The organism is Psychrobacter sp. Ps2 (assembly GCF_022129405.1).
GTDB lineage: Bacteria > Pseudomonadota > Gammaproteobacteria > Pseudomonadales > Moraxellaceae > Psychrobacter.
Genome location: NZ_JADQAM010000061.1, coordinates 62,841 through 87,829 on the forward strand (window position 1 = coordinate 62,841; position 24,989 = coordinate 87,829).

At 42.3% G+C, this 24,989-nt stretch carries 24 protein-coding genes; 12 read left to right on the forward strand and 12 right to left on the reverse strand.

The features are described from left to right. Nucleotides 1-8: 8 nt before the first annotated feature. Nucleotides 9-776, forward strand: a complete 768-nt coding sequence (locus I3254_RS11975) for a hypothetical protein (RefSeq protein WP_238053016.1) — start codon at nucleotides 9-11, stop codon at nucleotides 774-776. A gap of 66 nt (nucleotides 777-842) precedes the next feature. On the opposite strand, the gene I3254_RS11980 is transcribed toward I3254_RS11975, so the two are convergent. From I3254_RS11980 to glnE, 6 genes are all read right to left on the reverse strand, one after another. Next, entirely contained in the window at nucleotides 843-1,952 is a 1,110-nt protein-coding gene (locus I3254_RS11980; RefSeq protein WP_238053017.1) for a glycosyltransferase, read from the reverse strand. A gap of 65 nt (nucleotides 1,953-2,017) precedes the next feature. Continuing rightward, a complete protein-coding gene (locus tag I3254_RS11985; protein ID WP_238053018.1) occupies nucleotides 2,018-3,097 on the reverse strand; it encodes a glycosyltransferase in 1,080 nt (359 codons plus the stop codon). 65 nt (nucleotides 3,098-3,162) lie between these two features. After that, complete coding sequence (locus tag I3254_RS11990; protein WP_238053019.1) at nucleotides 3,163-4,029, reverse strand: glycosyltransferase; 867 nt, start codon at nucleotides 4,027-4,029, stop codon at nucleotides 3,163-3,165. A 73-nt stretch (nucleotides 4,030-4,102) separates the two neighbouring features. Continuing rightward, nucleotides 4,103-4,939 (reverse strand): glycosyl transferase, encoded by an 837-nt coding sequence (locus I3254_RS11995; RefSeq protein WP_238053020.1) that lies wholly within the window; start codon nucleotides 4,937-4,939, stop codon nucleotides 4,103-4,105. A gap of 106 nt (nucleotides 4,940-5,045) precedes the next feature. Continuing rightward, entirely contained in the window at nucleotides 5,046-5,975 is a 930-nt protein-coding gene (locus I3254_RS12000; RefSeq protein ID WP_102092191.1) for a branched-chain amino acid transaminase, read from the reverse strand. A gap of 311 nt (nucleotides 5,976-6,286) precedes the next feature. After that, nucleotides 6,287-9,151, reverse strand: coding sequence for a bifunctional [glutamate--ammonia ligase]-adenylyl-L-tyrosine phosphorylase/[glutamate--ammonia-ligase] adenylyltransferase (gene glnE / locus I3254_RS12005; protein ID WP_238053021.1), 2,865 nt, complete (start codon nucleotides 9,149-9,151; stop codon nucleotides 6,287-6,289). 408 nt (nucleotides 9,152-9,559) lie between these two features. Here glnE and tusD point away from each other — a divergent pair, with 408 nt between their 5' ends. The 4 genes from tusD to I3254_RS12025 all read left to right on the forward strand — a co-directional run bounded on the left by tusD (nucleotide 9,560) and on the right by I3254_RS12025 (nucleotide 11,155). Next, on the forward strand, nucleotides 9,560-10,027 hold the full coding sequence (gene tusD, locus I3254_RS12010) for a sulfurtransferase complex subunit TusD (RefSeq protein ID WP_238053022.1): 468 nt from the start codon (nucleotides 9,560-9,562) through the stop codon (nucleotides 10,025-10,027). A 67-nt stretch (nucleotides 10,028-10,094) separates the two neighbouring features. Continuing rightward, entirely contained in the window at nucleotides 10,095-10,418 is a 324-nt protein-coding gene (locus tag I3254_RS12015; protein WP_238053023.1) for a hypothetical protein, read from the forward strand. Nucleotides 10,419-10,472: 54 nt separating this feature from the next. After that, complete coding sequence (locus I3254_RS12020) at nucleotides 10,473-10,802, forward strand: hypothetical protein (protein ID WP_238053024.1); 330 nt, start codon at nucleotides 10,473-10,475, stop codon at nucleotides 10,800-10,802. Between the two features lie 8 nt (nucleotides 10,803-10,810). Beyond that, the gene (locus tag I3254_RS12025; protein ID WP_238053025.1) at nucleotides 10,811-11,155 is read left to right on the forward strand and encodes a TusE/DsrC/DsvC family sulfur relay protein; all 345 of its coding nucleotides are present in this window, start codon (nucleotides 10,811-10,813) and stop codon (nucleotides 11,153-11,155) included. A 155-nt stretch (nucleotides 11,156-11,310) separates the two neighbouring features. Here the strand turns inward: I3254_RS12025 and I3254_RS12030 are convergent, their stop codons facing one another. Beyond that, nucleotides 11,311-11,871, reverse strand: a complete 561-nt coding sequence (locus I3254_RS12030) for a tRNA (cytidine(34)-2'-O)-methyltransferase (RefSeq protein WP_238053026.1) — start codon at nucleotides 11,869-11,871, stop codon at nucleotides 11,311-11,313. Nucleotides 11,872-12,128: 257 nt separating this feature from the next. On the opposite strand from I3254_RS12030, the gene I3254_RS12035 reads away from it, so the two are divergent. Next, a complete protein-coding gene (locus I3254_RS12035; RefSeq protein WP_101204419.1) occupies nucleotides 12,129-12,269 on the forward strand; it encodes an entericidin A/B family lipoprotein in 141 nt (46 codons plus the stop codon). A gap of 101 nt (nucleotides 12,270-12,370) precedes the next feature. Here I3254_RS12035 and hemW read toward each other — a convergent pair whose 3' ends face one another. Then, nucleotides 12,371-13,681 (reverse strand): radical SAM family heme chaperone HemW, encoded by a 1,311-nt coding sequence (gene hemW / locus I3254_RS12040; protein ID WP_238053304.1) that lies wholly within the window; start codon nucleotides 13,679-13,681, stop codon nucleotides 12,371-12,373. Nucleotides 13,682-13,819: 138 nt separating this feature from the next. Then, the gene (locus I3254_RS12045) at nucleotides 13,820-15,127 is read right to left on the reverse strand and encodes a transposase (protein ID WP_238053027.1); all 1,308 of its coding nucleotides are present in this window, start codon (nucleotides 15,125-15,127) and stop codon (nucleotides 13,820-13,822) included. A gap of 74 nt (nucleotides 15,128-15,201) precedes the next feature. Between I3254_RS12045 and tnpA the strand changes: the two genes are divergently transcribed. The 5 genes from tnpA to accC all read left to right on the forward strand — a co-directional run bounded on the left by tnpA (nucleotide 15,202) and on the right by accC (nucleotide 20,141). Continuing rightward, the gene (tnpA, locus tag I3254_RS12050; protein WP_102092183.1) at nucleotides 15,202-15,600 is read left to right on the forward strand and encodes an IS200/IS605 family transposase; all 399 of its coding nucleotides are present in this window, start codon (nucleotides 15,202-15,204) and stop codon (nucleotides 15,598-15,600) included. Nucleotides 15,601-15,758: 158 nt separating this feature from the next. Next, the gene (locus I3254_RS12055) at nucleotides 15,759-16,238 is read left to right on the forward strand and encodes an EVE domain-containing protein (protein ID WP_238053028.1); all 480 of its coding nucleotides are present in this window, start codon (nucleotides 15,759-15,761) and stop codon (nucleotides 16,236-16,238) included. A 385-nt stretch (nucleotides 16,239-16,623) separates the two neighbouring features. Then, complete coding sequence (locus tag I3254_RS12060; RefSeq protein ID WP_238053305.1) at nucleotides 16,624-17,991, forward strand: MATE family efflux transporter; 1,368 nt, start codon at nucleotides 16,624-16,626, stop codon at nucleotides 17,989-17,991. Nucleotides 17,992-18,231: 240 nt separating this feature from the next. Continuing rightward, nucleotides 18,232-18,654, forward strand: coding sequence for an acetyl-CoA carboxylase biotin carboxyl carrier protein (gene accB / locus I3254_RS12065; protein WP_101204416.1), 423 nt, complete (start codon nucleotides 18,232-18,234; stop codon nucleotides 18,652-18,654). Nucleotides 18,655-18,779: 125 nt separating this feature from the next. Beyond that, entirely contained in the window at nucleotides 18,780-20,141 is a 1,362-nt protein-coding gene (accC, locus tag I3254_RS12070; RefSeq protein ID WP_057759692.1) for an acetyl-CoA carboxylase biotin carboxylase subunit, read from the forward strand. A 150-nt stretch (nucleotides 20,142-20,291) separates the two neighbouring features. Here accC and I3254_RS12075 read toward each other — a convergent pair whose 3' ends face one another. Next, complete coding sequence (locus I3254_RS12075; RefSeq protein ID WP_238053029.1) at nucleotides 20,292-20,927, reverse strand: hypothetical protein; 636 nt, start codon at nucleotides 20,925-20,927, stop codon at nucleotides 20,292-20,294. Nucleotides 20,928-21,144: 217 nt separating this feature from the next. Beyond that, nucleotides 21,145-22,929, reverse strand: a complete 1,785-nt coding sequence (gene leuA, locus I3254_RS12080; protein WP_160021915.1) for a 2-isopropylmalate synthase — start codon at nucleotides 22,927-22,929, stop codon at nucleotides 21,145-21,147. A 221-nt stretch (nucleotides 22,930-23,150) separates the two neighbouring features. On the opposite strand from leuA, the gene I3254_RS12085 reads away from it, so the two are divergent. Further along, the gene (locus tag I3254_RS12085; RefSeq protein WP_238053030.1) at nucleotides 23,151-23,639 is read left to right on the forward strand and encodes an Lrp/AsnC family transcriptional regulator; all 489 of its coding nucleotides are present in this window, start codon (nucleotides 23,151-23,153) and stop codon (nucleotides 23,637-23,639) included. A 5-nt stretch (nucleotides 23,640-23,644) separates the two neighbouring features. On the opposite strand, the gene I3254_RS12090 is transcribed toward I3254_RS12085, so the two are convergent. Then, on the reverse strand, nucleotides 23,645-24,901 hold the full coding sequence (locus tag I3254_RS12090) for a YbfB/YjiJ family MFS transporter (RefSeq protein ID WP_238053031.1): 1,257 nt from the start codon (nucleotides 24,899-24,901) through the stop codon (nucleotides 23,645-23,647). Between the last annotated feature and the right edge of the window lie 88 nt (nucleotides 24,902-24,989).

The following is a 24,989-nucleotide window of genomic DNA, read 5'->3' on the forward strand; positions in this document are numbered from 1 at the left end:
TTGATAATATGGCTACACCTTCAAGTTGGCAGAGAAAATTGCTATTGATCTTTCGAAGCGAAAAAAGATTGAATGCAGGTAAGATTATCAAAACCTATAATGATAGAAGCTTTGATGAGATGAAAGCAACAACCATTACTGAATCAATGTGTGATATTGAAGCGTTAACTGATGAGCGTAAAAGCACAGATTTAGAAAACCATTTGAATAACTTGAAATACAAATCACTTGGTGAGTCTGAGCTCTGCTTTTATCACAACACGCTTATTATACTAATGCGCCGTAAGTACAAAATAGATAAAACATTCGCTGAATTTGAAAAGTTATGGGAGGCAGAGAGCGACTATTTATTGACACATCTGTCGTTGCGCTGGATTGTCTCTGCTTGCGATACGTTTATTGATCATTCAGACAATACTCATAGAGCAGCTATCTTGATGAATGTGGTCACTTTAATGAATACTTTACGTACTTATGAGACCAAAAACTTTCTGCAGTTATCCACTAATGCTAAATCTATGCCATTGCTAACTGAAAAAACAGATATGCTTTATGCTGGTGACCTGCCCCTATACGATGGTCTTACTTATTTTCGTATCGGCACCGATGATAGCTTGAGAAATATGCGAAAACGCTATAATAAATTTCAGAAAGTTGATAAATTGGCCACGACCATGTTACTGGCAGTGTTTGAAAAACTGCAGAATAATGACAGTGCTTTTGCTACTCTACGGCAGTTGCACAGAGATGATTGGTCTAAATGGTGGTTGGATTAGTCTATCTCATATATTACTACACGACTACGACCTGCACTTTTCATCAATGCTGTAACTAAGTGAGGCCTAACCATTTTTTGCCATAAAATCTATATATTGTTGAGCAATATTAATTGGTAATAACTCCATGTCAAACGAGGACTGATATGTATCAGCATTCTCCATTGCTTCATCCATCTTTTTAGCTAATGTATCCACATCTCCCACAGGGACGAGGTTGTGTGGTGGTAGCAACTCACTTGGACCCGATGGGCAGTCTGTACTGATAACAGGTGTCCCTAAAGCCAGTGATTCAGCAATAACCCGTCCAAATCCCTCAAATACTGATGACAAAACCATAAACTGTGCTTTTTGGATATAAGGATATGGATTTTTTTGAAAACCTAAAAAATGTACACGGTTCTCCAAACCTAAAGAAGTAACCAGCTCTTTCATTGACTCTAGCAATACACCTTCACCCAATAATAGAAGTGGCAATGTTTTCCGAGTCTTTGCATAACTTCTAATCAACACTTCATGAGCTTTTTGAGTCTTAAAACTACCAACGTGAATAATGTAACTGTCAAACTCTGGCTCGAACTCTAACGCCGATTGCACAATCTGTCTTTGGTCAATCGGGTTGTATATTGTCGTTGTATTCGTCACACCCAATGTAGCTTGAAAGTCTTTTTCGACTCCTTTACTAATACATATACAAGGATGCCGAGAATATATATTGCTTAATCTTTTATCATTTGCTTTTTTGCCTTGGCTTCTAAACAATTCAATTTTTTTAGAAATAGTATTTCTAATTACGTGTGCGATATTGGGCAGACTACTATGGCGCAAGACCATATCGGCTTTATCTAAATTCGCTAGCGTCAATATTGGAGTACCAATCTCTTTGCGCACGTATCTGTCTAATACTTTTGCAAAATACCAGTACCTAAGACGTTTCGTAGGTATAGAGTTATAATCATTTAGGTCCAGTTGATGATAAGAAATATCATTACTGAGCTCATAAGCTACTCTAGATTTAAAGCGTAAAATATGGACGTCATAACCTAACTCATGAAAACCTTGTCCCAGCGTCAAGACCGAACGTTCTGCACCGCCACCTTGCAAGCAGTTAATAACCAATAGCACTTTTTCTTTACTATTCGAATGTTCTTTTTTTTCTGTATTATTATCAATCATTTATTAAGTATTCTTAAAAATAAATATTTAGACTTAGAGATGTATCTGCCCAACTATTTTACCAGCTATAGATTTTGGGTAAATTCTACGTATTTTTCTGCTATTTTGGCTGGTAGCAGCGCTTCATCGAATGGCGCATGAAACGTTTGCGGATTACTCATCGCTTGCTGCATTTTTTCGGCAATGGCATCAATATCACCCATCGGCATCAAATTATGTTCTGGTAGTAATTCACTTGGGCCTGACGGACAGTTGGTACTGATAACAGGAGTACCTAGCACGAGAGCTTCGGCAATGACCAGAGCAAACCCTTCCCAGTCAGACGTCAATATCTTAAACTGCGCATTTTTGATGTAAGGAAAGGGATTATCACGAAATCCTAAAAATATTACCTTGTCTTCTAGGCTTAACTCTGTTACCAGTCGCTCTGTTTCACTTTTATGCTTCCCTTGACCTAAAAGTAGTAAAGGCATAGATTGATCTGTTTTTGCATAAGCATTTACCAATACATCATGACGCTTGGCATCTTTAAAGCTCCCGACATGAATAATATAGTTCTGGTAGTCAGGGACAAAAGCATCGGCTTGTTGTTGAATACTGTTTTTATCAATTGGATTGTGAATGGCGGTGGTTGGCGTAATATGACCAAAGCTTTTGATAAAGTCTTTTTGAGCGCCTTCACTAACGCACACACAAGGGTGCTTGGCATATATATCTATCATTCTTTGCTTTAACTGCTCAGCGTTGTGATTTTTATTAAACTTATAGAGTAGTGATACTGTGTTATGAATAATATAAGTGATATTAGGCAGTTTACTATTACTTAGAATACTATCGGCACGATCTAGGTTGGACAGTATGATGTCAGGCTGACCGATATTTTTCGACACGTATTTATCAACAGCACGTGCAAAAATCTGGTCACGTCTTTGTGCCCCTGGTATAAGTTTATACGGCTTAAACTTAAGTACATGGTAGTTAAGATTCGGACTTAAGTCATACTGTACTAACGGCTTAAATCTTAGAATATGTACTTCATAGCCCAATTCATAAAACCCTTGCCCCAATGTTAATACGACACGTTCCGCACCGCCGCCTTGTAGACAATTAATAACGAGTAACACTGTTTTTTTATGCTGCTTCATACACGATAACCTATGGAGTAAGTTTTCACCTTCTTAAAAAGGCTTATCATTGCTTCATTAAAAAACTAGCGTTTAAATAGCTTCGAAAAAAATGATTTAGAAGCGTGTGGACGAGTCACCTTATTACCAGTATAACCTTCTTGAGATTTTTTAGGAAAATGACCGAAAGGTTCCACCCTATAACTGTCTAAATCGTATCCAGCAGCAAGTGCTTCGTTATAATATTCATCAAAAACCTCAGATAAATCCTGCCTTGGGTGCGACATTATTTCACCGTCAAACCAATGCTCAATACCTTCTTCACTGACTCTAGGTAATGAATATTTATGACTGAACTGTGTACCCATATCTGAATAATGCAAAATCCTAATATCTTCTAACGCTAAGTTTTCGCCATCTATACAGTTGTAACTATCCTGATAAGGCTCAATGAGCTGATTATTATCTTTGAATACAGCCATCATTTCTTTATGGCTTTTGGGATCTTTCTTGAGTTTTTTACTTGGTAGGACAATGTTTTTCGCCGCCTTGCAATCCCATACGCATGTACACAATCGAGTCATATCCGCATTAGTCTTAGCAGCTACAACAGACTGTCCTTCAATAGGATGGTGCCACAGCTTTGCCAAATCATCTAAAATAATGACATCAGCGTCCATGTAGATGGCACGACCAGAGTATTGACAGTACTCTGGAATTGCCCAGCGAAAGCCTGAAAAAGGCGTTGACCATTTAGTGGTATTCCAACCCTCTCCAGTCTCAGGATTAGAATACCAATAGCTATTAGGATCGCGTGACAGCTGCATCCATACTATCTCAACGGGTACACTGGTATGTTTATGAATACTATAATGTAATACCATCATCTGCTCTAGATCACAGTTATTTGGGTCACAACCAACAAAGACTTTAATAGTATCTTCTGTATTCATAATTTTATCCGTTCACTGACTAATATTTATCTTTGCTAATGCAATGCGATAATACTCAAATATATAATTAAGCCTATTCTTTCCAGTACTTTTCGATCCACCCTACTGGCAAGATAAAATGACGCAAGTGACGTAGCGGTCTTTTTAGATTTTTGGGCTCAGTTAATCTTTTTAAGTGATCTTTGGCATTGTTAGCAGCATTTTTATTATATCTACCTTCAATCGCATGTGTAGGATATAAATCACCAGGGAAAATAACGATGCGAGCGCCTTTAGGAATCTTTGGCTCTTTGATGTAGTTAAGTGGGAACGGTTGACGGCATTTGCGTCTAAAGTGCGCAACCCATGCCTTTGGAAATAATTTCACACCACCTGGCGCATTACGAGTGACGAAGCGCTGCTCAAAACGATACTCATCAGCGATACCTTGTGGATCAGCTTTGAATTTCTCTTGCAATGAGACGAGCGACCCGATCTTGAATCTAAAGCAAGACGTTTGCCCTAGGCGCTCTAATGGGTTACTCGGGTTATAAGATAAAATAACATCGTCTGGCTCGCCGTATTCAAAGAAAGGATCGAGGCTATCTACTATAATCACATCCAAATCTACAAATAATACTGTCCCTGTCAAATCACCTAACTTCTCACCCCACAAACGAGACTTTGGCCACTTGCCAAGTGTGTTGGTTGGCATGGTGACATCTAATGGTGGCAATGCTTGACATTCGATTTCTGGACGTACATCGGTGGTATCATCGGTAAAACAGACGAAGCGAAACGGTGGCGTGATATTGCGAGATACCATGCCATACAGTTTATTGGCGTAATCAGCCCCGTACTTTGTACCCCATTTAATACAAATAATTTGTTTGATATTGTTATTATCTGCTGTACTAGAATCTATTGGCATGGACTGCTCACTTTAATCTTAAGAATAAATATGATGGCTATATTAGCATAAAAAAAAGACTGAACAATTATGTTCAGCCTTTTTGGTCTTTAAACTAACGACTTTATTAGTCAATAAAGCTTAACCAATCCATATATTGCTCGTTACGACCATGAACCACATCAAAGTATAGGGTTTGGAGTTTCTCAGTCAATGGTCCTCGGCCGCCATTCCCGATAGTACGATCATCGTATTCGCGGATAGGTGTCACTTCAGCAGCGGTACCTGTCATAAATATCTCGTCTGCTAAGTAGAACTCATCACGAGTGATACGGCGTTCAACGACTTTGATGTCTAGATCAGCCGCGAACTGAAGGATAGTACGACGAGTGATACCATCAAGTGCACCGCCCGCTAAATCTGGCGTATGTAGCACGCCATCTTTTACCAAGAATAAGTTCTCGCCAGCACCTTGACACACATACCCTTGCGGATCCATCAAGATAGCTTCGTCATAACCATTACGAGTGACTTCTTGGTTGGCCATGATAGACACAGGATAGTTGCTTGAAGCTTTTGCCTTACACATAGTGACATTTGGCATATGATGCGTAAATGAAGAGGTTTTTACACGGATACCATTTTTGATACCTTCCTCACCAAGATATGCACCCCAGTGCCATGCAGCAACCATAGCATTGATGCTATTGTCACGTGAAGATAAGCCAAGCTTTTCTGCACCTACCCAAATAAGCGGACGAATATAGGCTTCTGCCAAGTTGTTTTGCTTTACCACATCTTTATGTGCTTGCTCTAGAGTGGCCGCATCAAACGGTACGTCCATTTGAAAGATTTTTGCCGAACCAAGTAGACGTTCAGTGTGTTCCTTTAGGCGAAAAATAGCCGTGCGGTTATCAGCGGTTTGGTAAGCACGCACGCCTTCAAACACAGCCATGCCATAATGCAAGCTATGGGTAAGCACATGAACTTTAGCATCTGGCTGTTCGATCATTGTGCCATTCATCCAAAGCTTACCATCTTGTGTTGCCATATTCATTTTATAATCCTTATGCTAGCACTGACGTCTAACTTTTTTTAGGTAGGTTTTATTTAACAGTAGTGATCAACATCGTATGATAACACCGCAGTGCCCATTTTTATTGCTTAAAGCACAGCTTGATTATGACGAACAGCTAACAGTATTAAGATGATGTGTGACCGATTATATCACTGGCCGTCTTGGCAAATGAAATCTTTTGGTTTGGCACTATATGGTTTTTAATTATATCGTTCCCATTCATAGTAACGCATTACAGTTTAAGCGTCTCTTGGACTATCGGCAAGGCCTTAATCATACGAGTTACGATATTACTCGTCGTCTGTCTCTACGCCCATGAGGTGCTGCCATTGTGACTGTACTAACGCTCGCGTCTCCTGCCACAATGACTCATCAACGAGCAAAGACTGCTCTGATAGTGCCAATTGATGAGTAGCAGCACGTATTCTTAGATAGGCATCAGTCAAATCCTGACAGACTTGGTCATCCCAAATACCAAGCAAAGCAACTTCTGCAAAAATTCGCACATTATCGCTCCATTTCGTCAAACTCGGATATTCATGTGAGTAAGCCAATACAGCAAATTGTGCTAAGAACTCAATGTCTACAATCCCGCCTGCATCTTGTTTAAGATGAAACTTGCCCGCCTCCTGCTGCCATTGACTCGTGCCTAGATGCTTTTGCATTTTGATACGCATGCTGGTGACTTCACTACGTACTTGATCCAGTGTCCGTGGCAACGACAATACGTCGCGGCGAATATCACAGAAGCGGGCAGTGACTCGTCTGTCTCCGCAAATCGCACGAGCACGTACCAGCGCTTGATGCTCCCATGACCATGCTTTATCCATTTGATAGGTTTCAAACGCATGACAAGACACTACCATCATGCCAGCATTTCCTGAGGGTCGCAGACGCATATCAATCTCATAGGCACGGCCATCACGGGTTTGAGTATTGAGATAATTCATCAGTTTTTGTACAAGACGCGCGGCAAACTTCATACCACTGACTGATTTTTCACCAGTGGTCATACCTTGCTCTTTTATCTTGTGTAAGAATACCAAGTCCAAATCTGAAGAATATGACAACTCTAAGCCACCAAGCTTGCCATAACCGATAATTGCAAAGCCGCAGTCCGCTTCAGTGACTGGGTCGCCATCTTGGCCAATAGGATACCCATAACGGTTAACAATCTCTGCAAAAGCGCGCTCTAGTGCGGCTTCTAGTACGACCTCAGCGATATAAGTCAATGAATCCGATACTTTCATAATTGGACGTTCAGCCAATACATCGCTAGCAGCGACCGCCAACACTTGATTCTTTTTAAACAGACGTAGGACGCTCAACAGCTCTTCTTCATCGTTTGGTTCGACGCGTAGCAACTGTTGACGCAAGATATCGCGCAGCTCACGCTTATCTGGTAGATGGCGATAACGCTGCTGCAAAAAGGTATCCAGTAATACAGGATACTGAGCCAACTCTTTTGCGATCCACGGGCTGGCAGATAGCATTGGAATCAGCTCAATCGTTGCATTGGGGTTTTCAGCAATCATGACCAAATAGATAGAACGGCGGCAAATCGCTTCAAGCAGTGAGATCAATCTCGGTAAAGCAGTATTGGCAAGTTGCTGCTGTTCTTGATGCGCTAACAACGCATGGACAATGACAGGATATGCGTCGTCTAAACGCTCTCTGGCTTCATCACTTAAATTAGCCACCATTTTTGATTGCCAAAAATTCTGTAGTACCTCGCGATTTTCTTTTGTTAGCACTTCATTTAAACGGGCAATTTGCTCATCTAAGTGCTCTGGCTCTAGGTCGGTATCTTCGTTATCAGGTATTTGACGCTCAGTGACCATACGCTCAAACGGCACATTGACACTCTCGCGATGACGATTAAGCTGGTCTAATAAGGCATGCCAGTTTTCAAAATTCAGCGTCACTGCTAGATTATGCTGCCATTGCTCATCGTGTGGTAAGCGCTGGGTCTGTTGGTCATTAATCGCTTGAATAGCATGCTCAAGCCGGCGTAAGAACCGATACGCGGCCTGTAGCTGCTCATAAGTTGAATGCTCCAGATAGCCAAGCTCACATAATACTTGCATCGCTTGCAAGCAAGGTTTGATTTGCAGCTGTGGATGCCGGCCACCATAGATAAGCTGAAAGGCCTGTACGATAAACTCGATATCTCTGATACCGCCCGCGCCAAGCTTGATATTATCCAAGTCTTCACGCTGTGCAACTTGGTTTTGGATAAGAGACTTCATCTCTCTCAATGCTGAAAACGCACTGTAGTCCACGTAATAACGAAACACAAATGGCTTAATCAGCGCTTGTATCTCTTCATAAAATGGCTGGTCTATTTGTCCGACTACGCGCGCTTTTAACCAAGCAAAACGCTCCCATGCACGCCCATGCATCGTAAAATATTTTTGTAATGCAGACAGATGAATGGCCAAATCACTTCCATCACCCCATGGTCGCAGGCGCATATCTACTCGAAAGACAAAACCGTCGGCGGTATTGTTATCAAGCAGTTTAATAATGCCTTGACCCAATCTGGTCATAAAGCGTTTGTTGTCTATGCTACGTGTGCCTTTTGCCTTATTGCCATTGGTCTCGCCGCGTGCTTGATGCACAAAGATTAGGTCAATATCACTTGATAAATTCAGCTCTTGCGCACCAAGCTTACCCATGGCCATAATCGCCATATCATCGATTTGTATATTGCCTTGTTCATTGATAAAGGTCGGCTCACCATACTTAGCAACCAAGTGCTGATAGGTATAATCCTTAGCAAAAGAGATACAGCCATCTGCAAACTCAGACAACTCATCGGTCAGCTGCTCCAGACTGATCGTCTGCAAGGCGTCTTGCCAAATCCAGCGCATCATTAGTAGCGTGCGCAAGTGACGCAGACCACTCATGACCTTAGTTTCATCAGCGAGTTGATAGTTCTCATCTAGCGTATAATCTTGTATCAAATCATCGATTTGCTGGCGGGTCAGCGTACTATTCAATGGATAGCTACGCAAAAACGTCTGACATGAAACGGTCCGACTTTCCCAAATCTGATAAGCAAATTCGCTCGCTGTCTGCAGGACTTGCAGTTGTTCTACGGTAGGCTGATAATCTGTACCATTGTTCACACGTGAGGGCATAGCAGGTAACATAGTGACAAAAACTCCTTACATAGAATGGTAAGACTACGTGAACCTAGCTCATAAGTTTATTGTTTTTTCTTACGAGGCAGTCACAGCATCAAATAATAATACTCAGTGTGCCTATACTTGAGATAAAACCACGTTAAATAACAGTGACTCTACTTGGTTTGCGGCGCTTTATGTTAGCATAAACATCTTTAATAGAGACGACTCACCTCTCTTTTATGACATAACAACATTTGATGTGACAGTATGATCCGCTGTATGTCGCATTATCAGTATAAATTCTGTTTTCTGTCACGCAAATTTGCACACAAGCACTATAATAATAACGACCAAATGACTTTATACAAAGCATTTATAGCAACTCGGCCATAATTTTTAAACTCTTATTTATAATATGTGATACCGCGCCTTATGACGACCACTACCCCGTTACTACTGATTACTGCTGACCCTAGTCACCCATTGGCACACTTGGCGTTACGCTATGCACGCGCTTACCTAAATGGCGCAGCGAATAGTGATGATATTGATCACACTGACACTAATAGTACAGGTACAGGCAGCAGCGATAATACTACCTCTGAACAACCCCTGCTCAATGTCTTCTTTTATGGCGACTCGGCTCATATAGCCAATCGATTGCGTTGGCAGTCAGCCGATCAATTAGACTTGACCAAAGAATGGCAGTCCTTGGCTGAGCAGTATCAATTACCCCTGCCTGTTTGTGTCAGTACAGCCCTTAGCCGCGGTGTGAGTGATGTAGACAACAGCTCACGTCATCAGCTTGACGGTGCCAATCTTGCGACAGGGTTTACGTTAGTGGGACTCAGTGAGCTTGCGATGATGATGCAGGATAGCAGTCGTTTGATACAGTTTTGATAGTGTGTCGTTTGATGGTTTGTCTATTGAGATCACTGGTAGCGGTAACTATTTTTAGGAATACATAATGAGATTATTAATTCAGCTGCACACGCCCACTGAAGCAGCAAGCTACGAAGGTTGTGCGCTTGCGCTAACTTTAGCGACATTTGGTCATGAAGTGCAACTGTTCTTAGATGCGCCTGTCTTTGGCTTATTGATGCAATCTGACTCGCGGCTGCATGGCATGATTCAGTCACTTGAGCTTTACGATATGCCCGCAGCTTGGCTACCTGACGACGTCTTTAGTGGCTGGGTCACTGGTATGTTGCCGATAGACCTGGCATCACAGCTCACACTCGTGCCAGAGGTCATCAATTCGCAAGACTTTGAGCAGATACTTACCCTTTAAGACGCTGTATAACTTAGATTTATAAAATAATAAAGCACGTAATCGGACACCTTTATGGCAACTTTATATCAATTGCATAGCACGATGGATACCCTTAGACGCAGTACTGAAGAGATGTCTCGCACTTGGCGCACAGGTGACAGCATCATTCTGCTTGGCAGCACTCCTGCTTTTATCGACTGGCTCAATGCTTATTTAAATGATAGCGATATCGAGGATATTGCTGGTATTTACGCATTAGCAGATGACATCGCCCAGCTCACAACAAATACAACTGGCAAACTTAATTTAGAAACTAAGTTGACTGCTATTTTAACCGACGCAGAATGGGTGAATCTGACTCAGAGCAGTCAGTTTGACAAAGTGGTGACGATTGCCTTATGAGTAATGACATGACCACTCACAACGCTGCATTATCAGCGGCTGATATCGAATTAGATCAAGACGGCCATCTATGTGACCATACGATTTGGACGCCTGCTATCGCGCAGCAATTGGCAGACACGTTAGAGGTTAATCTGAGCGATGAGCATTTAGAAGTTTTGCAACAAGTGCGCGCGTTTTTTGACAAATTTAATCACGCGCCAGCAACCCGTCCACTAATCAAATGGCTACAAAAGACTTTGCCAGAACTTGATATTAGCAATCAAAAACTACAGCAATTGTTTAATACAGGTTTGGTCGCGCGTCATGTCAATCGCTTGGCAGGATTACCCAAACCACCAAATTGTTTATAAGTACTTTATAAGTGCTTTATAAGTGCTTTATAAGTGCTTTATAAACGATAAGATATGCTCGATGTCGCACTAGAAACTCATCATATGCTTTGAGCAGTGTATAACTGCTCATTAAGTACGCAAACTAAGTCTATAGCTATTGTTTAAACACATAGCTATTTTGGGTCGTAGACTGTCAATGTCTCATAACCGACACTACGACCCTCATCGCCTGCAAATCCTTGCTGTCGCCATATTTCGTACAAACAAATGGCTACGCTATTTGATAAATTTAAACTACGTGAGTCAGCTAGCATGGGCAGTCTTAGCCAGTTATCAGCACCAATATCTTCCCGTATATCATCTGCCAGACCTGCCGTCTCAGAACCGAAAACCAGCGCAATATTGGGCATAGCAGCCTTATCAGATGCGTCAGAGTCCGAGTTTTTACCAAAGTCATAATCGTAGAATGGTTTGCTCAGTTTGGTTGTCAATGCGGTAACGACATGGCAATCGGCGGCTTTTAGAGCTTGCCTCGCAGCCGTCCAATCATCATGCACTTGCAAATGAGCATATTCATGATAATCAAGACCTGCACGGCGTAGCTTTTTATCATCAAGCTCAAACCCTAACGGTCTGACTAGATGTAGCTGTGCCCCGCTATTGGCACACAGTCGAATAATATTGCCAGTATTGCTCGGCATTTTTGGTGCTACTAGCACAATATGGATGGTCATTCTTACTCCACAAATATTCAGCGCTCTATTATTTAAATTTATGAGCGGTAGGTAATCGAAAGTTACAGTTTACTGCCAATAATTACATTTTGATACTGTGCAGCGTTTTTAACTTTCACTATGATGTCTGTAATGGATAACGCGATAGCATTTATGTATGACTGTCTCATCCAATACCCCTTCAGTGAAGCTTGAGCACGATGCTTAGCGTCACTGTTGTTATTTATAACCATTCATTTATCTTTGAGGATACTATTATGAAAAAAGTAATCATCGCATCTTTAACTGCTATGTTCGTTCTAACTGGTTGCAACACGTTCAAAGGCCTTGGCCAAGACGTATCAAGCGCCGGAAATGCTGTAACTGGCGGCGCACAAGACGTACAAGATAAAATCTAAGGTCTGCTTTTTTTAGATTTTTAAAAAGGCTTATCATTCATTTGATAAGTCTTTTTTGTGTTCTTACTTCGCTGCTGTTAAACAATTACTCAAGCACGATTTTATAAAAACGCGCGTAATATCTGATTGAGATAACGCTGACCTAATACCGTCGGTTGCAACTGCGTATCACTATCTACCAACAACCCTTGTTTGACCAGACTGTTTACTTGTTCAGCAATACTATCAATGGTTAATCCAGTTCTCTCTTCAAACAGTGACCAAGCGACGCCGCCATGTAAGCGCAGCGCGTTTAGCATAAATTCACTCACTAACTCCTCTTGATCAATCGCTTGCCAGCCAACCATCTTTGGTGTGATTTGGCGTATGTCAGATTTCTCTGTGGCATCTGGATTTATTACTACATAATCTTTTGGCAAACGTGATTTGCTAAAGCGATAGATACCTGACGCTATTAAAAAGTCATCTTCCATTTTATCTTTTACGTCTGACGAGTTACTACCATTGCTATCGTTACGACCAATCGTTACTTTACCATGTGCCCCAGCGCCGATTGCTAAATAGTCGCCAAACTGCCAATAGTTGATATTATGACGACATGGTTTATCTGACGCACCTGTCCATGCCGACACCTCATAATTACTATAGCCTAATTGCTGCAATAACGATTGCCCTGCTTGTTCGATATCTGCCAAATTGTCTTCATCGGGTAAAATAGGCTGGCTACGGTAAAACACGGTATTTGGCTCAATAGTCAGTTGATACCAAGAGATATGCGTTGCGCCAGCATCATGCGCCATTTGGATATCTTCTAGCGCTTCATTCATGGTTTGCTGCGGTAGACCGTGCATCAGGTCGACGTTGACCCGTACAAACCCAGCCACTTTGGCAGCTCGAATTGCTGATAACGCTTGCACAGGATCGTGGATACGCCCAAGTACTTTAAGCTTATCAGCGGCAAAGCTCTGTACACCGATAGACAGACGATTGATACCAACTTCTAAATACTGCGCGAATGGCGCATGCTCAAGCGTGCCCGGATTGGCCTCCATCGTGACTTCTATGTCTTCTGCAAATTCAAAACATGTACGTAACCCAGTAAACAATCGCTGATACTGAGAAATGGGTAGCAAAGACGGCGTACCACCACCGATAAATATCGAACCAATTTTTCGGCCCTGAGTTAAAGGTTGCTGCATCGCGGCATCTAACAGTAACGCATCGACATAATCTTCATACATGGATAGTTCGCTGTCCATCGGTAGCTCATGCGAATTAAAATCGCAATAAGGACACTTCTTCACACACCACGGGATGTGAATGTAAAGAGACAATGGAATGTCGGTCACGTCTACCGCGATAGTATCCGTCTTTGGTTCAGTAAGACTTAACGTATTCAGGTCGTTCGGCATGCTGTCTGTATTCACTTTGGGCATAAATAAACTTATTTTGTAGTGAGCAATAATGATCGATATCAAAAGTAACGCTAGGTTGACATACTCCCACCACTTTCGCGAAGCTCAAGTGGGGGATTCTAAAAGCAGATGCTCTTAGGCGACTTTCTCACGAAGGTCGCTTGCTTTCTGTTTCAACGGGCGATTTTTACTGCATCCTCCCTCCACAGACAAAACGGCATGTCCTGCCGCTAATATGTTACGAGCCGCATTAAAATCAGCGTTCGCAACATACCTACATTTGACGCACTCAAATTTTGACTGAATTTGTCTGTTTTCCTTGGCAATATGCTGGCATTCAGAGCAGGTTTGGCTAGTGTATCGTGGGTTTACCTTAATCAGTAACCCACCGCGCCATTGCTGCTTGTACTTAAGCATATTGACCATCATGCCCCAGCCTTGATCTAGGATGGATTTATTCAATCCTGACTTGGCTTTGACATGACGACCTTTATTCTCCACCGTACCACTGGCTGATTTCGACATATTGGCGACTTTTAAATCTTCACAAGCAATCATGGCGTGGCTTTTGCTGATGCTGGTGGTGACTTTGTGCAAGTAGTCATGTCTGATATTGGCAATGTGGCTGTGGAGTTTTTGAATCTTGCGGTTTTGCTTTTTCCAGTTTTCACTGAATTTTACTTTTTTCGCCAATCCACGTTGCAGTTTGGCAAGTTTGAGTTGATTGGTTTTAAAGCTGTTTTTGGGTTTAATATATTCACCGTTTGAGGTGGTGAGTAGTTTACTGATGCCCACGTCCAAGCCAATAGCGCTTTTAGAGGGGTGACGAGGGTTCTCTGTCAGCTCGTGCTCTGTGCCAAACGACACATACCAGCGACCTGATTTCTTGCTAATGGTGACATTTTTAATCGTGCCAATAATGTCTTGCGATTTTCTAAACTTCACCAAGCCCACGCCATTCGGTAGTTTTACTCGATTGCCCTTAACACGGCAGTATTTATCAAACTGAACTAACCGAATTGAGTCACGCCCATCGGATTTGCGCTTAAATTGTGGCATCAACGGGCGTAGCTGGATTTCTGTGCCATCAGCCAGTTTAAAAAACTTGGGTTTACGAGGTTTCTTTTTATTTTCTTCCAATCTGGCATGTACTTTAGGATTAAAGAAACGTGACCAAGCCGATGCAAGATCACGTACTTTTTGTTGTAAAGAGACAGCGTTTGAGCTGCTTTTTAAGAACTCGAAATCAGGATTGCTCTTTAGATCCATGATTTTATTAACGAGGTTCGTGGCATTGATAAACTCATCTTTAGCAAACACCTCAAATGAGATCACTAGCATTTGATTCCAAACAAAACGTGCAGAGCCGACAAGATTATTTAGAACAATCTCCTGCTCTGCATTAGGCTCAAGCCTAAATTTATACGCTTTGTTGATTTTCATAAATGCGTTCTTTATTAATGAGTGTGTGTTTGATATTATGCTTATAATACTAGCATTTAAGAGTTTTTATTACAATGAGTGAGATATATAAAAACCGCCATGCTGCCTTTAATCTCCACGTTCATTTGGTTTTTATTACTAAGTACCGAAAAAAAGTTTTAGGTGAGCTGCATCATAAGTATTTCAGTGAGTGTGTCACTGAGGTATGCAAGAGCTTTGATGCTGAATTAAAAGAATGTAACGGTGGAGCAGATCATATCCACATGCTTATCCAGTACCCGCCAACGGTGCAATTAAGCAAATTGGTTAATAACTTAAAGTCAGTCACAAGTAGACGAATGAGGGGTGATTTTATTGATTTAAGAGCAGCTTATTCCAAGCCTGTGCTTTGGTCACGCTCCTACTTTGCAAGCTCTTGTGGCGGTGCGCCACTAGATATTATTAAGCAATACATTCAGAACCAGCGAGGTTAGCCAGTGATGCGAAATTCACCTCCACCCTAATGTCAGGTGGAGTCCTCTTTGCTTTTTTAAGATAAACTATTCAAGACAAGTTTGAAAGTGAGTTAATAAAAACCTCGATAATTTTAAGAACAAATTGAAAAATAAATAAAAAATCAAAGGACAGGTATATGGCGTATTGGTTAATGAAATCCAACCCTAAATTTTTTGGTATTGAAGATTTGCAGCGCCTGGGCACCGACGGTTGGGACGGCGTTCGCAACTATCGTGCGCGTAATTTTATGCGTGATGATATGAAAGTTGGTGACAAAGTGTTCTTTTATCACTCTAGCGCCAAGCCGTCTGGAGTCGCTGGTATCATGACAGTTACTACAGCAGGGTATCCTGATCCTACTCAGTTTCACCCTGAGCATCGTCATTATGATCCTATTGCGACTGAAGAGGAACCTCGCTGGTATATGGTCGATCTTACTTTTGAGCAGGCTTTTACAGAGGTATTGCCACTATCAGAGCTAAAATTTTTGCCAGCTTTGGAAGACTCGTTATTATTGAGGAAAGGCTGTCAGCAATTAACAGTGATTCCATTAGAGCCCAAACATTGGCGAGCGATTATGAACATGGCGGAGACACTTGATTTGTTACCGGAGTAAAATCATTGAGTTGGCTATTGGCTATTGGCTATTGGCTATTGGCTATGAAGCAGAGTACAAAAAACCTAAGATTAATGCCTGCATAGCGGCGCTAAAGCGTTGACATCATAGTGTGGCTTCTTTACCATCTTACTATGTATATGACCTGTCAATCCACTACTTGGATCGACGGGTTATTTTTATTTTAGTGTCTTTACTTTTATTTTCATACTCTGTCTATCTACTTATGCAACATTATAAGCTTGCTCATATTATTTATCGGAGTATTATCGTCGGCACTACGCTCTCCTTGCTGCGTCAACCTTAATCGATTGATAGCAGTGTTTGTTTATTAATAATAACTACCTTAATAACAATTACCGCAAAGAATAAAAAGTTGCTTACCATGGTTTTTCCATTGTCTTTCAAAGATTTTAAAAGCTACAGCTTACGTTTAGGCATACTTGCCCTCCCTATCTTAATTACTCAGTTTTGCCAAGCCGCACTTGGCGTGGTCGATGCCATCATGGCAGGTCAAGTCTCGGCGCTTGATTTGGCTGCGGTAGCCGTTGGGTCTGGTATTTGGCTACCATTGTTTTTATTGGCCACAGGTGTGCTTATCGCCACCACGCCGCTTATTGGTGAAGCAATTGGTCAAGACCAGCATGGCCAAGTACCGCATATCACGCAGCAGTCCTTATGGACCGCAGGTGTCATTGGCATTATCGGTTTTATCATTGTCAATTTGGCTCCCAATGTTCTTGGCATCATGGGTGTCCCAGAAAACATTCAGCCGATAGCGACGCAGTATTTACATGGTGTCTCATTTGGTTTCCCAGCGCTCGCTGTATATGCCGTACTACGCAGTTATTGTGAGGCATTGGGTCGTCCTGAGCCTGTGACTGTCATTAGTATCATTGGCCTGCTTGCAGATATTCCTTTGAACTATATTTTTATTCATGGGTTATTTGGCATGCCAGAAATGGGCGGTGCAGGCTGCGGGGTGGCGACAGCATTGGTGTTATGGATAAATGTCCTATTATTGGCGGCCTATACTAGCTTCACAAAACGTCGCGAATTTGTGAGCACGCGATTCTTTTATGGCTTCTCTAGCCCTAATCGCACACAGATCAAAAAGCTGTTAAAACTTGGTATTCCTATTGGCATCTCTATCTTCTTTGAAGCCAGTTTATTTAGTCTAGGCGCACTCGTTATCAGTCCATTGGGTGAGCTGGCAACCGCATCGCATCAAGTGGCACTGTCAGTGACCTCACAGCTATTTATGATACCGATATCTGTTGCCATGGCACTCACTATCATGGTCTCCAATCGATTTGGTCAAAAAAACCTATTAGCACTTCGCCAAGTGCAAGCTACTGGACTGGTATGGACCGTATTGATCGCTTTGACCTGTATGCTTGGAATATGGCTATTCAGATCAGAACTGGCAGCAGCATTCACGGATAACCCAGAGGTTAGAGCTCAGTCTATGCATTTGCTTATCTTTGCACTTGCTTATCAGTTGTTTGATGGCTGGCAAGTTAACGTCGCTGGTATATTGCGCGGTATGCAAGACACCACCATACCGATGTGGGTAACGCTCTTCTGCTATTGGTTAGTTGCCCTACCACTTGGCGTCTATTTAGTGCGTTTTACTGACGTTGGTGCACAAGGGTTTTGGATGGCGTTAATTACGGGTTTATTCTTATCATCTATTTTACTTACTTTGCGTCTACGCTATCAACAAAAACGTTTAACTGTGTTATGGGGTTAAGCCAATTGCTTATGGATTGAATTTTATAATCATTATTAGCGTCATTTGATCATACAGACTATGAAAAATCGTAGATATTTTCTTACTAAAAAGATGGCTTACGTCAAAATATGTAAAAATTCTCAGTTAACAACTGTACATTGATTGCTCATTGCCCTGAATCTAGGTATCATTAGCAATTAATTAGACAATATTTAGTTACACTATTTCTCGAATTTAGTACAAGGCCAGATAAAAACTATGGATATTGAAAAAATACGCACCCTCATCGCCCTTATGGAAGAAAGTGAACTGGTTAATTTAGAAATCAGTTCTGACGACGAGCATATTAGCTTAACTCGTCACTATGACGCGCCTGCGCCAACTATGATGGCTGCGAGCGCTGCTCCTGCTGCCGCTGTTGAAGGCAAACCTGCAGAAAAAGCGGGTAGCGTTGAGTCTTCACCAATGGTTGGTGTTTTCTATTCAGCACCAAGCCCTAATGACCCACCATTTGTGAAAGTCGGTCAAAAGGTTCAGGCAGGTGATACTTTAGGTATTATCGAAGCCATGAAAATCATGAACCCGCTTGAAGCGACTCAAAGTGGTATTGTTGACGAAATCTTGGTAGATAACTCTGAAGTCGTACAGTTCGGTCAACCTGTCATACGCTATAAAGCGTAACGATATTTGCCATACTTTATTTCATTATGGCTGACTTTTGGTATATATACCGCGTCAATGCTAAATAACATGATGCTATGTATCGAAACTCAGTCAATGACTGACGCTTCGACAAGGATGAACCCATGATAAAAAAATTGCTCATTGCCAACAGAGGTGAAATTGCCCTGCGCATCGTCCGCGCCTGTAAAGCGCTAGGTATCGAAACGGTAGGTGTCTACTCTACTGCTGATGCCAACTTGATGCACTTGCGCTTTGTTGATGAGGCAATTTGTATTGGCAAGCCTAATGCTAACCAAAGCTACCTTGATATCAATACCATCTTAACCGCTGCTGAAATCACTGGTGCAGATGCTATCCATCCCGGTTACGGCTTCTTGTCTGAGAATGCTGAATTTGCTGAACAAGTAGAAGAAGCAGGATTGACCTTCGTTGGTCCTAATGCAGATCATATTCGCTTGATGGGCAATAAAGTTTCTGCCATCAACGCCATGAAAAAAGCGGGCGTACCAACTGTACCTGGTTCTGTGGGTGCCGTTACGCTGCACAATGCTGAAGAACAAGCGCGCAATATCGGTTTTCCGCTATTGATTAAAGCGGCTTCTGGCGGCGGTGGACGCGGTATGCGTGTGGTTGAACGTTTTGATGAACTAATTGGTCAAGTACAAGCTGCTAAACAAGAAGCTGAGCTTTGGTTCGGTGATGACACTGTCTATATGGAGCGCTATCTACAAAACCCGCGCCACGTAGAAGTACAGGTGTTAGGTGATGGTAATGGTAATGCTATCCATCTATATGACCGTGATTGCTCATTACAGCGGCGCCATCAAAAAGTACTAGAAGAAGCACCTGCTCCAGACATCCCAGATGATGTACGTGAGCCAATCTTAAAAGCTTGCGTAAAAGCGTGTGAGCTTGTTAAGTATCGCGGTGCTGGTACGTTTGAATTCTTATTTGAAAATAACGAGTTTTTCTTTATTGAAATGAACACTCGTGTACAGGTTGAGCATCCAGTGACTGAGATGATTACTGGTATTGATGTTGTCGTCGAGCAGCTCAAAATCGCAGCCGGTTACGGCCTGTCTTATCGTCAAAGCGAGATTGAGATCCAAGGTCATGCGATCGAATGTCGTATCAATGCCGAAGATGCAGCGACTTTCGTACCTTGCCCAGGCACTATCAGCCAACTGTTCACGCCAAGTGGTTCTGGTATCCGTTTTGACTCTCATTTATATCCTGGCTATGAGATACCGACCTATTACGATTCATTGATTGGTAAGCTTATCTGTCATGGTCAAACTCGTCAGCAAGCTATTGCTAAGACAGTACATGCCCTTGATGAGCTGATTATCGAAGGTATCAAAACCAATATACCTTTACATCGTGATGTGATTTTGGCGGATGATAACTTTACTCGTGAAGCGCAAAATATTCACTATCTCGAAAGAGAGCTGCTGACTGCGAATAAAGCTAAAAAAGACTCGTAAGCTGAAATACTTATAGAGTTCATTAAACTTAATAAGTTTAGTCGCAAGTTTAATTAAAACAGCACATAAAAAAACCGCTATCAATATAGCGGTTTTTTTATGTCATTAATAAGCTGTCAATCATACGTAAAGTACAACGAGCATATCTGATTACGGCAACACTCTATTGAAGTTCATGAAGCATTCGTTACCATCAGGGTCAGCGCACCATTGCATCTGGTTGCCATCATGATTGATAAATGCAATCAACGCTTCATCAGTTTGATCGATCTGGTTACCTGAGCAGTCTACTTCATTATTATCATAAACTGTCTTAATGGCAATAACTGGCAGCCCTTCTTCACGGTGGGTGACCAGATAGCGGCCGTATGTCCACTCTTTGCCACTGACAGACCACATCTCATTATCCGCACTAAAGTTATATAGCTCGCGGCACTGGTCAGACTTACCAACTGATGCAAGTAAATTTTTACTAGTAGCTGGTTGAATGTTTAGAACCCGCTCTTCACTTTGAGTCAGTACGCCGTCGTCCATGCCTGTTATCACCTTGGGCTCTACACTGCTAGACTGTTGCGCACTATTTGATACTGACTGGTTAGCTTCCGCTTCCTTGGTCATCATGGCGTGAGTAGAGTGAGAGCTACTGTCCAAGTCTATTTCCCACTGTCCGGCAATGGCTGGACTAATATGAGTGGTGATGGTCGGCTTGGTAATAGCCTCACCGTTCGCAGGCAACGAAGCCAAAATAGATGCTAGCGTGAATGAAGCAAATGAGATAGGTTCCATAATTAACCTTTTATTTATAATATTTTAATATATACATTAGCGTAAGTCTTAGACACCAAAAACACAAGTAACATTATGCTATTGCTCATGAACCTATAGTCGGAATTTCATAGGTATTTATAGCAAAAAATAACGCCATCGCTTTACTTGCTAGAGACAAGAAGCGATGGCGTTATTAGCATACAGAATTTTGCGTGATATCAATGACTACTTAATATTAAGCAGCTTCTGTATTTAGCGCTTGAGCAAAGGCTGATAACGCCCCTTTTAGCATAGCTGATACTGTACTGCTACAAGTACCGATGCCTGAATATACCTCGCCATCGACATTTAACTGAATGTAAGCAGCAGCATTGGCATTGGTTTTGTTATCACTGTTGGTATCATCATCGATACCATTACCGCTGTTATGATGCGGGTTAATCGCATGCTCTGCATAGTTAATGATATGCAAGGATTTGCCCGTATGCTGTGCAAGTCCGTCAATAAACGATGACAATGGGCCGTTACCAGTACCATCAATATCGATGGTATCGCTATTCATCTGCACTTGACCACTAAAGTAAACAGCACCGCCTTTATTATTGACACTATAATCTAGTAGTTCAAACTTGCCCTGCTGCAAGTAAGTATCCTCAAAGGTCTGCAGGATTTCATCATTCTGCAATTCTCGTGCTGCTGCTTCAGCTTGCTTTTGTACCACACGGCTAAAGTCAATCTGCATCCAACGTGGTAAGTTGAAACCGTAGTTACGCTGCAAGATATATGCGACGCCGCCTTTGCCCGACTGGCTATTGATACGTACCACATCTTGGTAGCTACGGCCAATATGCGCAGGATCAATGGGTAGATAAGCCACGTCCCATACATTGTCTGTTTCGCTCTGATTGCTTTCATTGTAGTCGAGAGATTTTTTGATCGCATCTTGATGTGAGCCACTAAATGCCGTGAAGACCAACTCGCCTACATAAGGATGACGTGGGTGCAATGGTAAGTTATTGCATTCGCTCACAACCTGTACGATTTCACTCATGTTGCTAAAATCAAGCTCAGGATCGATACCTTGGCTAAACAAGTTCATGGCCATGACCATGATATCCATGTTACCTGTACGCTCACCGTTACCAAGCAATGTGCCTTCGATACGATCTGCACCTGCAAGTACGCCCAATTCAGCTGCTGCTACCGCACAACCACGGTCATTATGGGTATGCAAGCTCACAATCACATGCTCACGCTGGGCTAGATTGCGGCAGAAGTACTCTACTTGATCAGCAAAGACATTGGGCATAGAGGCTTCAACGGTTGCTGGCAAGTTAAAAATAACTTCCTGACCCTGCTGTGGTTGCCACACGTCACACACAGCATCGCAAACCTCTACGGCATATTCAGTTTCTGTCTGGCTAAAGCTCTCTGGCGAGTACTGAAATACCCAATCTGTCTCAGGATACTTTGCTGCATACTCTTGTAATAGCTTGGCGCCTGCAATAGCAATTTCTTTGATTTCGGCTTTATCTTTGCCATAGACTTTTTCGCGTTGTACACGGCTGGTTGAGTTATAGACATGGACAACCGCACGTTTTGCGCCTTTTAATGATTCAAAAGTACGGGCAATCAAATGCTCGCGCGCTTGTACCAATACTTGTAGCGTTACATCTTCAGGTACGTGGTTTTCTTCGATAAGCTTACGCGCAAAGTCAAATTCTACCTGCGCCGCTGATGGAAAACCAATCTCAATCTCTTTAAAACCAACATCTACTAAGGTCTTAAAGAAACGCATTTTTTGTTCAATGGTCATCGGATCAATCAGTGCTTGGTTACCATCACGCAGATCCACACTTGCCCATATCGGTGACTTCTCAATCGTCTTGCTTGGCCAAGTACGATCTGGCAGCGATGGCGCAAATGCAAATGGACGGTATTTACGGAAGTCAAAAGCGGCACTTTTTGGTGTAATCTTTGCAGTCCCTGTGGCTGCAGTGTGCGTGGCTTGGTCAGACATAATCAATCCTTAGATGATATGGTTATTTATATATTTAGCTAGGCGATTAGCTGTTGATTAGATCAGTATTTATCATACGAGATAACTAGTGTTCATACCATAATAATATCAAAGTTTAACAGAGAGAAACCTGCTTTCTTTTACTTTATTTTCTGTTATTTTAGTGGAAAAACACAATTTAGACATTATAATCGAATAAATTCACTATTAAGGCTTAAGAAATGCTAGATAATCATATTGATAGTACAGGGACTGCAGATATAGACGAGATAGATAGACAGTTGCTGCGCTTACTGCAAACGCAGGCGCGCATGAGTATTACTGAACTTGCTGAACGCGTCAACCTGTCTGCCACCCCTTGCGCACGTCGTATCAAGCGCCTAGAAGATGCGAACATTATCACCGGCTACCATACCAAAACCGATGCGCAAAAACTTGGCTATCCGCTAGCCGTGTTTATCGCTATTAGTATGGATCGACATACAGCAGAACGTTTCGAGCAATTTGAACGCAAGGTTCAAAGCTTTGAGGAAGTCATTAGCTGTAGTATTGTCACAGGACGCACAGAAGACTATCTGATTAAGGTCAGAGTACGTGATATGACACATTACGAAGAGTTTTTATTGCATCGCCTCAATCGTATCGAAGGCGTGGCCCAAGTTCATACCAGTTTTGAGTTACGAGAAGTATTTAGCCGTAGCGTGGTTTAGACGATCTAAACGGTCGTTGATGACTGTCGACGAAACCATACCAATAGTACAAATCCGATCATTAATCCGATAGCAGCGACAAGTAACCCTGCATTGAAATTACTATCCTGCCCTGCCAGCGCCACTGTCACCAAAGGTCCTAAAAACTGCCCCAATGCATAGGCCAACGTCGCTAGAGCAATCAGTAAATTAGAATAGGCAGGATTGATATTTTTAAATAAAGTCAGTGTCATCGATACCATGCCGACAAAGGTCAATCCTAAAATCGCAGCGTTGCCATATAGCCCAATCGCACCATCAAACCATATTGGCAAGCACATCCCAAATGCTTGCAATACCGTCAGCCCCATTAAGGTTTTTATCTCACCGATACGTTTGGCAAGCGCGCCCCATAGGGGGTTTGACAACATCGCAAAAATACCGACGACCAACCAAATCATGAGTCCAGCATACGTCTGTGTTGTTAGACGTTGTGCTGCCATAACGGGCAAAAAAGTTGCTGAGCTGATATAACCAAACCCTGCCAGTACGTAGCTGACAAAAAGTAAAGCAAGCGCTTTATGGTGCCCAGAGATGGCTTCATATAAGGAGCGTTTAAAGTTTAAATAGGTCTGGTGCACTGACACGTGTTGTTTGGCATCAATCTGTTGCGAGTCCAGACTCTGTATTGTTCTTGGTTTTACTGCATACAGTAGCCATACGAGCGGTAAACTGGTGACGCCTGCGACTAGCCAAATTACATCGAAGTGATAGCCTAACTTTAATAGCCACCACGTCACTATGGCAGAAGCGCTAATGCCAACGCCAATACCTGCATAGTGGACTGCTGACAATACAGAACGGCGCTCAGGGCTGAGGGTTTGAATCACAAAAGATGAGCTTAGAATCATCGCCACGCCACTTGCAATACCTGCGATTGAGCGAATGATATACCATAGCGTGAGCGACATATTTGGTATGACTAGTAGCATTGTTGTGACAACACTAATAATCGCCCACAGCGTCATGGCCTGCCACGTTGAGCGCTGAGGCACAAACATAGCAATAAGCGCACCGATAAAGTAGCCGATATAATTGATTGATGCCAGCCAGCCTGCAATCGTCGTTGATAGCGACAATTGCACCATAATATCAGGTAAGGTGGCGGTAAAAAGAAAGCGACCATAACCCATAACGACTGCCATGCAGTACATACCGATACAGGCAATGGCAGCTTCATTGGTAATCATCGGGATCATACGGCTTTTAAAAGCAGTCATCATGACAGAGCCATTTTTGTGGCAATTAGCACACAATCCTTTGTGTTAGACAGTCAAAAGCAGTAATAAATAAACGCAGAAATAGAGAAGT

Coding starts and splice junctions, on each gene's coding strand:
- I3254_RS11975 (WP_238053016.1), top strand. CDS start 9: ATGGCTACACCTTCAAGTTGGCAGAGAAAATTGCTATTGATCTTTCGA.
- I3254_RS11980 (WP_238053017.1), bottom strand. CDS start 1,952: ATGATTGATAATAATACAGAAAAAAAAGAACATTCGAATAGTAAAGAA.
- I3254_RS11985 (WP_238053018.1), bottom strand. CDS start 3,097: ATGAAGCAGCATAAAAAAACAGTGTTACTCGTTATTAATTGTCTACAA.
- I3254_RS11990 (WP_238053019.1), bottom strand. CDS start 4,029: ATGAATACAGAAGATACTATTAAAGTCTTTGTTGGTTGTGACCCAAAT.
- I3254_RS11995 (WP_238053020.1), bottom strand. CDS start 4,939: ATGCCAATAGATTCTAGTACAGCAGATAATAACAATATCAAACAAATT.
- I3254_RS12000 (WP_102092191.1), bottom strand. CDS start 5,975: ATGAATATGGCAACACAAGATGGTAAGCTTTGGATGAATGGCACAATG.
- glnE (WP_238053021.1), bottom strand. CDS start 9,151: ATGTTACCTGCTATGCCCTCACGTGTGAACAATGGTACAGATTATCAG.
- tusD (WP_238053022.1), top strand. CDS start 9,560: ATGACGACCACTACCCCGTTACTACTGATTACTGCTGACCCTAGTCAC.
- I3254_RS12015 (WP_238053023.1), top strand. CDS start 10,095: ATGAGATTATTAATTCAGCTGCACACGCCCACTGAAGCAGCAAGCTAC.
- I3254_RS12020 (WP_238053024.1), top strand. CDS start 10,473: ATGGCAACTTTATATCAATTGCATAGCACGATGGATACCCTTAGACGC.
- I3254_RS12025 (WP_238053025.1), top strand. CDS start 10,811: ATGACCACTCACAACGCTGCATTATCAGCGGCTGATATCGAATTAGAT.
- I3254_RS12030 (WP_238053026.1), bottom strand. CDS start 11,871: ATGACCATCCATATTGTGCTAGTAGCACCAAAAATGCCGAGCAATACT.
- I3254_RS12035 (WP_101204419.1), top strand. CDS start 12,129: ATGAAAAAAGTAATCATCGCATCTTTAACTGCTATGTTCGTTCTAACT.
- hemW (WP_238053304.1), bottom strand. CDS start 13,681: ATGCCGAACGACCTGAATACGTTAAGTCTTACTGAACCAAAGACGGAT.
- I3254_RS12045 (WP_238053027.1), bottom strand. CDS start 15,127: ATGAAAATCAACAAAGCGTATAAATTTAGGCTTGAGCCTAATGCAGAG.
- tnpA (WP_102092183.1), top strand. CDS start 15,202: ATGAGTGAGATATATAAAAACCGCCATGCTGCCTTTAATCTCCACGTT.
- I3254_RS12055 (WP_238053028.1), top strand. CDS start 15,759: ATGGCGTATTGGTTAATGAAATCCAACCCTAAATTTTTTGGTATTGAA.
- I3254_RS12060 (WP_238053305.1), top strand. CDS start 16,624: ATGGTTTTTCCATTGTCTTTCAAAGATTTTAAAAGCTACAGCTTACGT.
- accB (WP_101204416.1), top strand. CDS start 18,232: ATGGATATTGAAAAAATACGCACCCTCATCGCCCTTATGGAAGAAAGT.
- accC (WP_057759692.1), top strand. CDS start 18,780: ATGATAAAAAAATTGCTCATTGCCAACAGAGGTGAAATTGCCCTGCGC.
- I3254_RS12075 (WP_238053029.1), bottom strand. CDS start 20,927: ATGGAACCTATCTCATTTGCTTCATTCACGCTAGCATCTATTTTGGCT.
- leuA (WP_160021915.1), bottom strand. CDS start 22,929: ATGTCTGACCAAGCCACGCACACTGCAGCCACAGGGACTGCAAAGATT.
- I3254_RS12085 (WP_238053030.1), top strand. CDS start 23,151: ATGCTAGATAATCATATTGATAGTACAGGGACTGCAGATATAGACGAG.
- I3254_RS12090 (WP_238053031.1), bottom strand. CDS start 24,901: ATGATGACTGCTTTTAAAAGCCGTATGATCCCGATGATTACCAATGAA.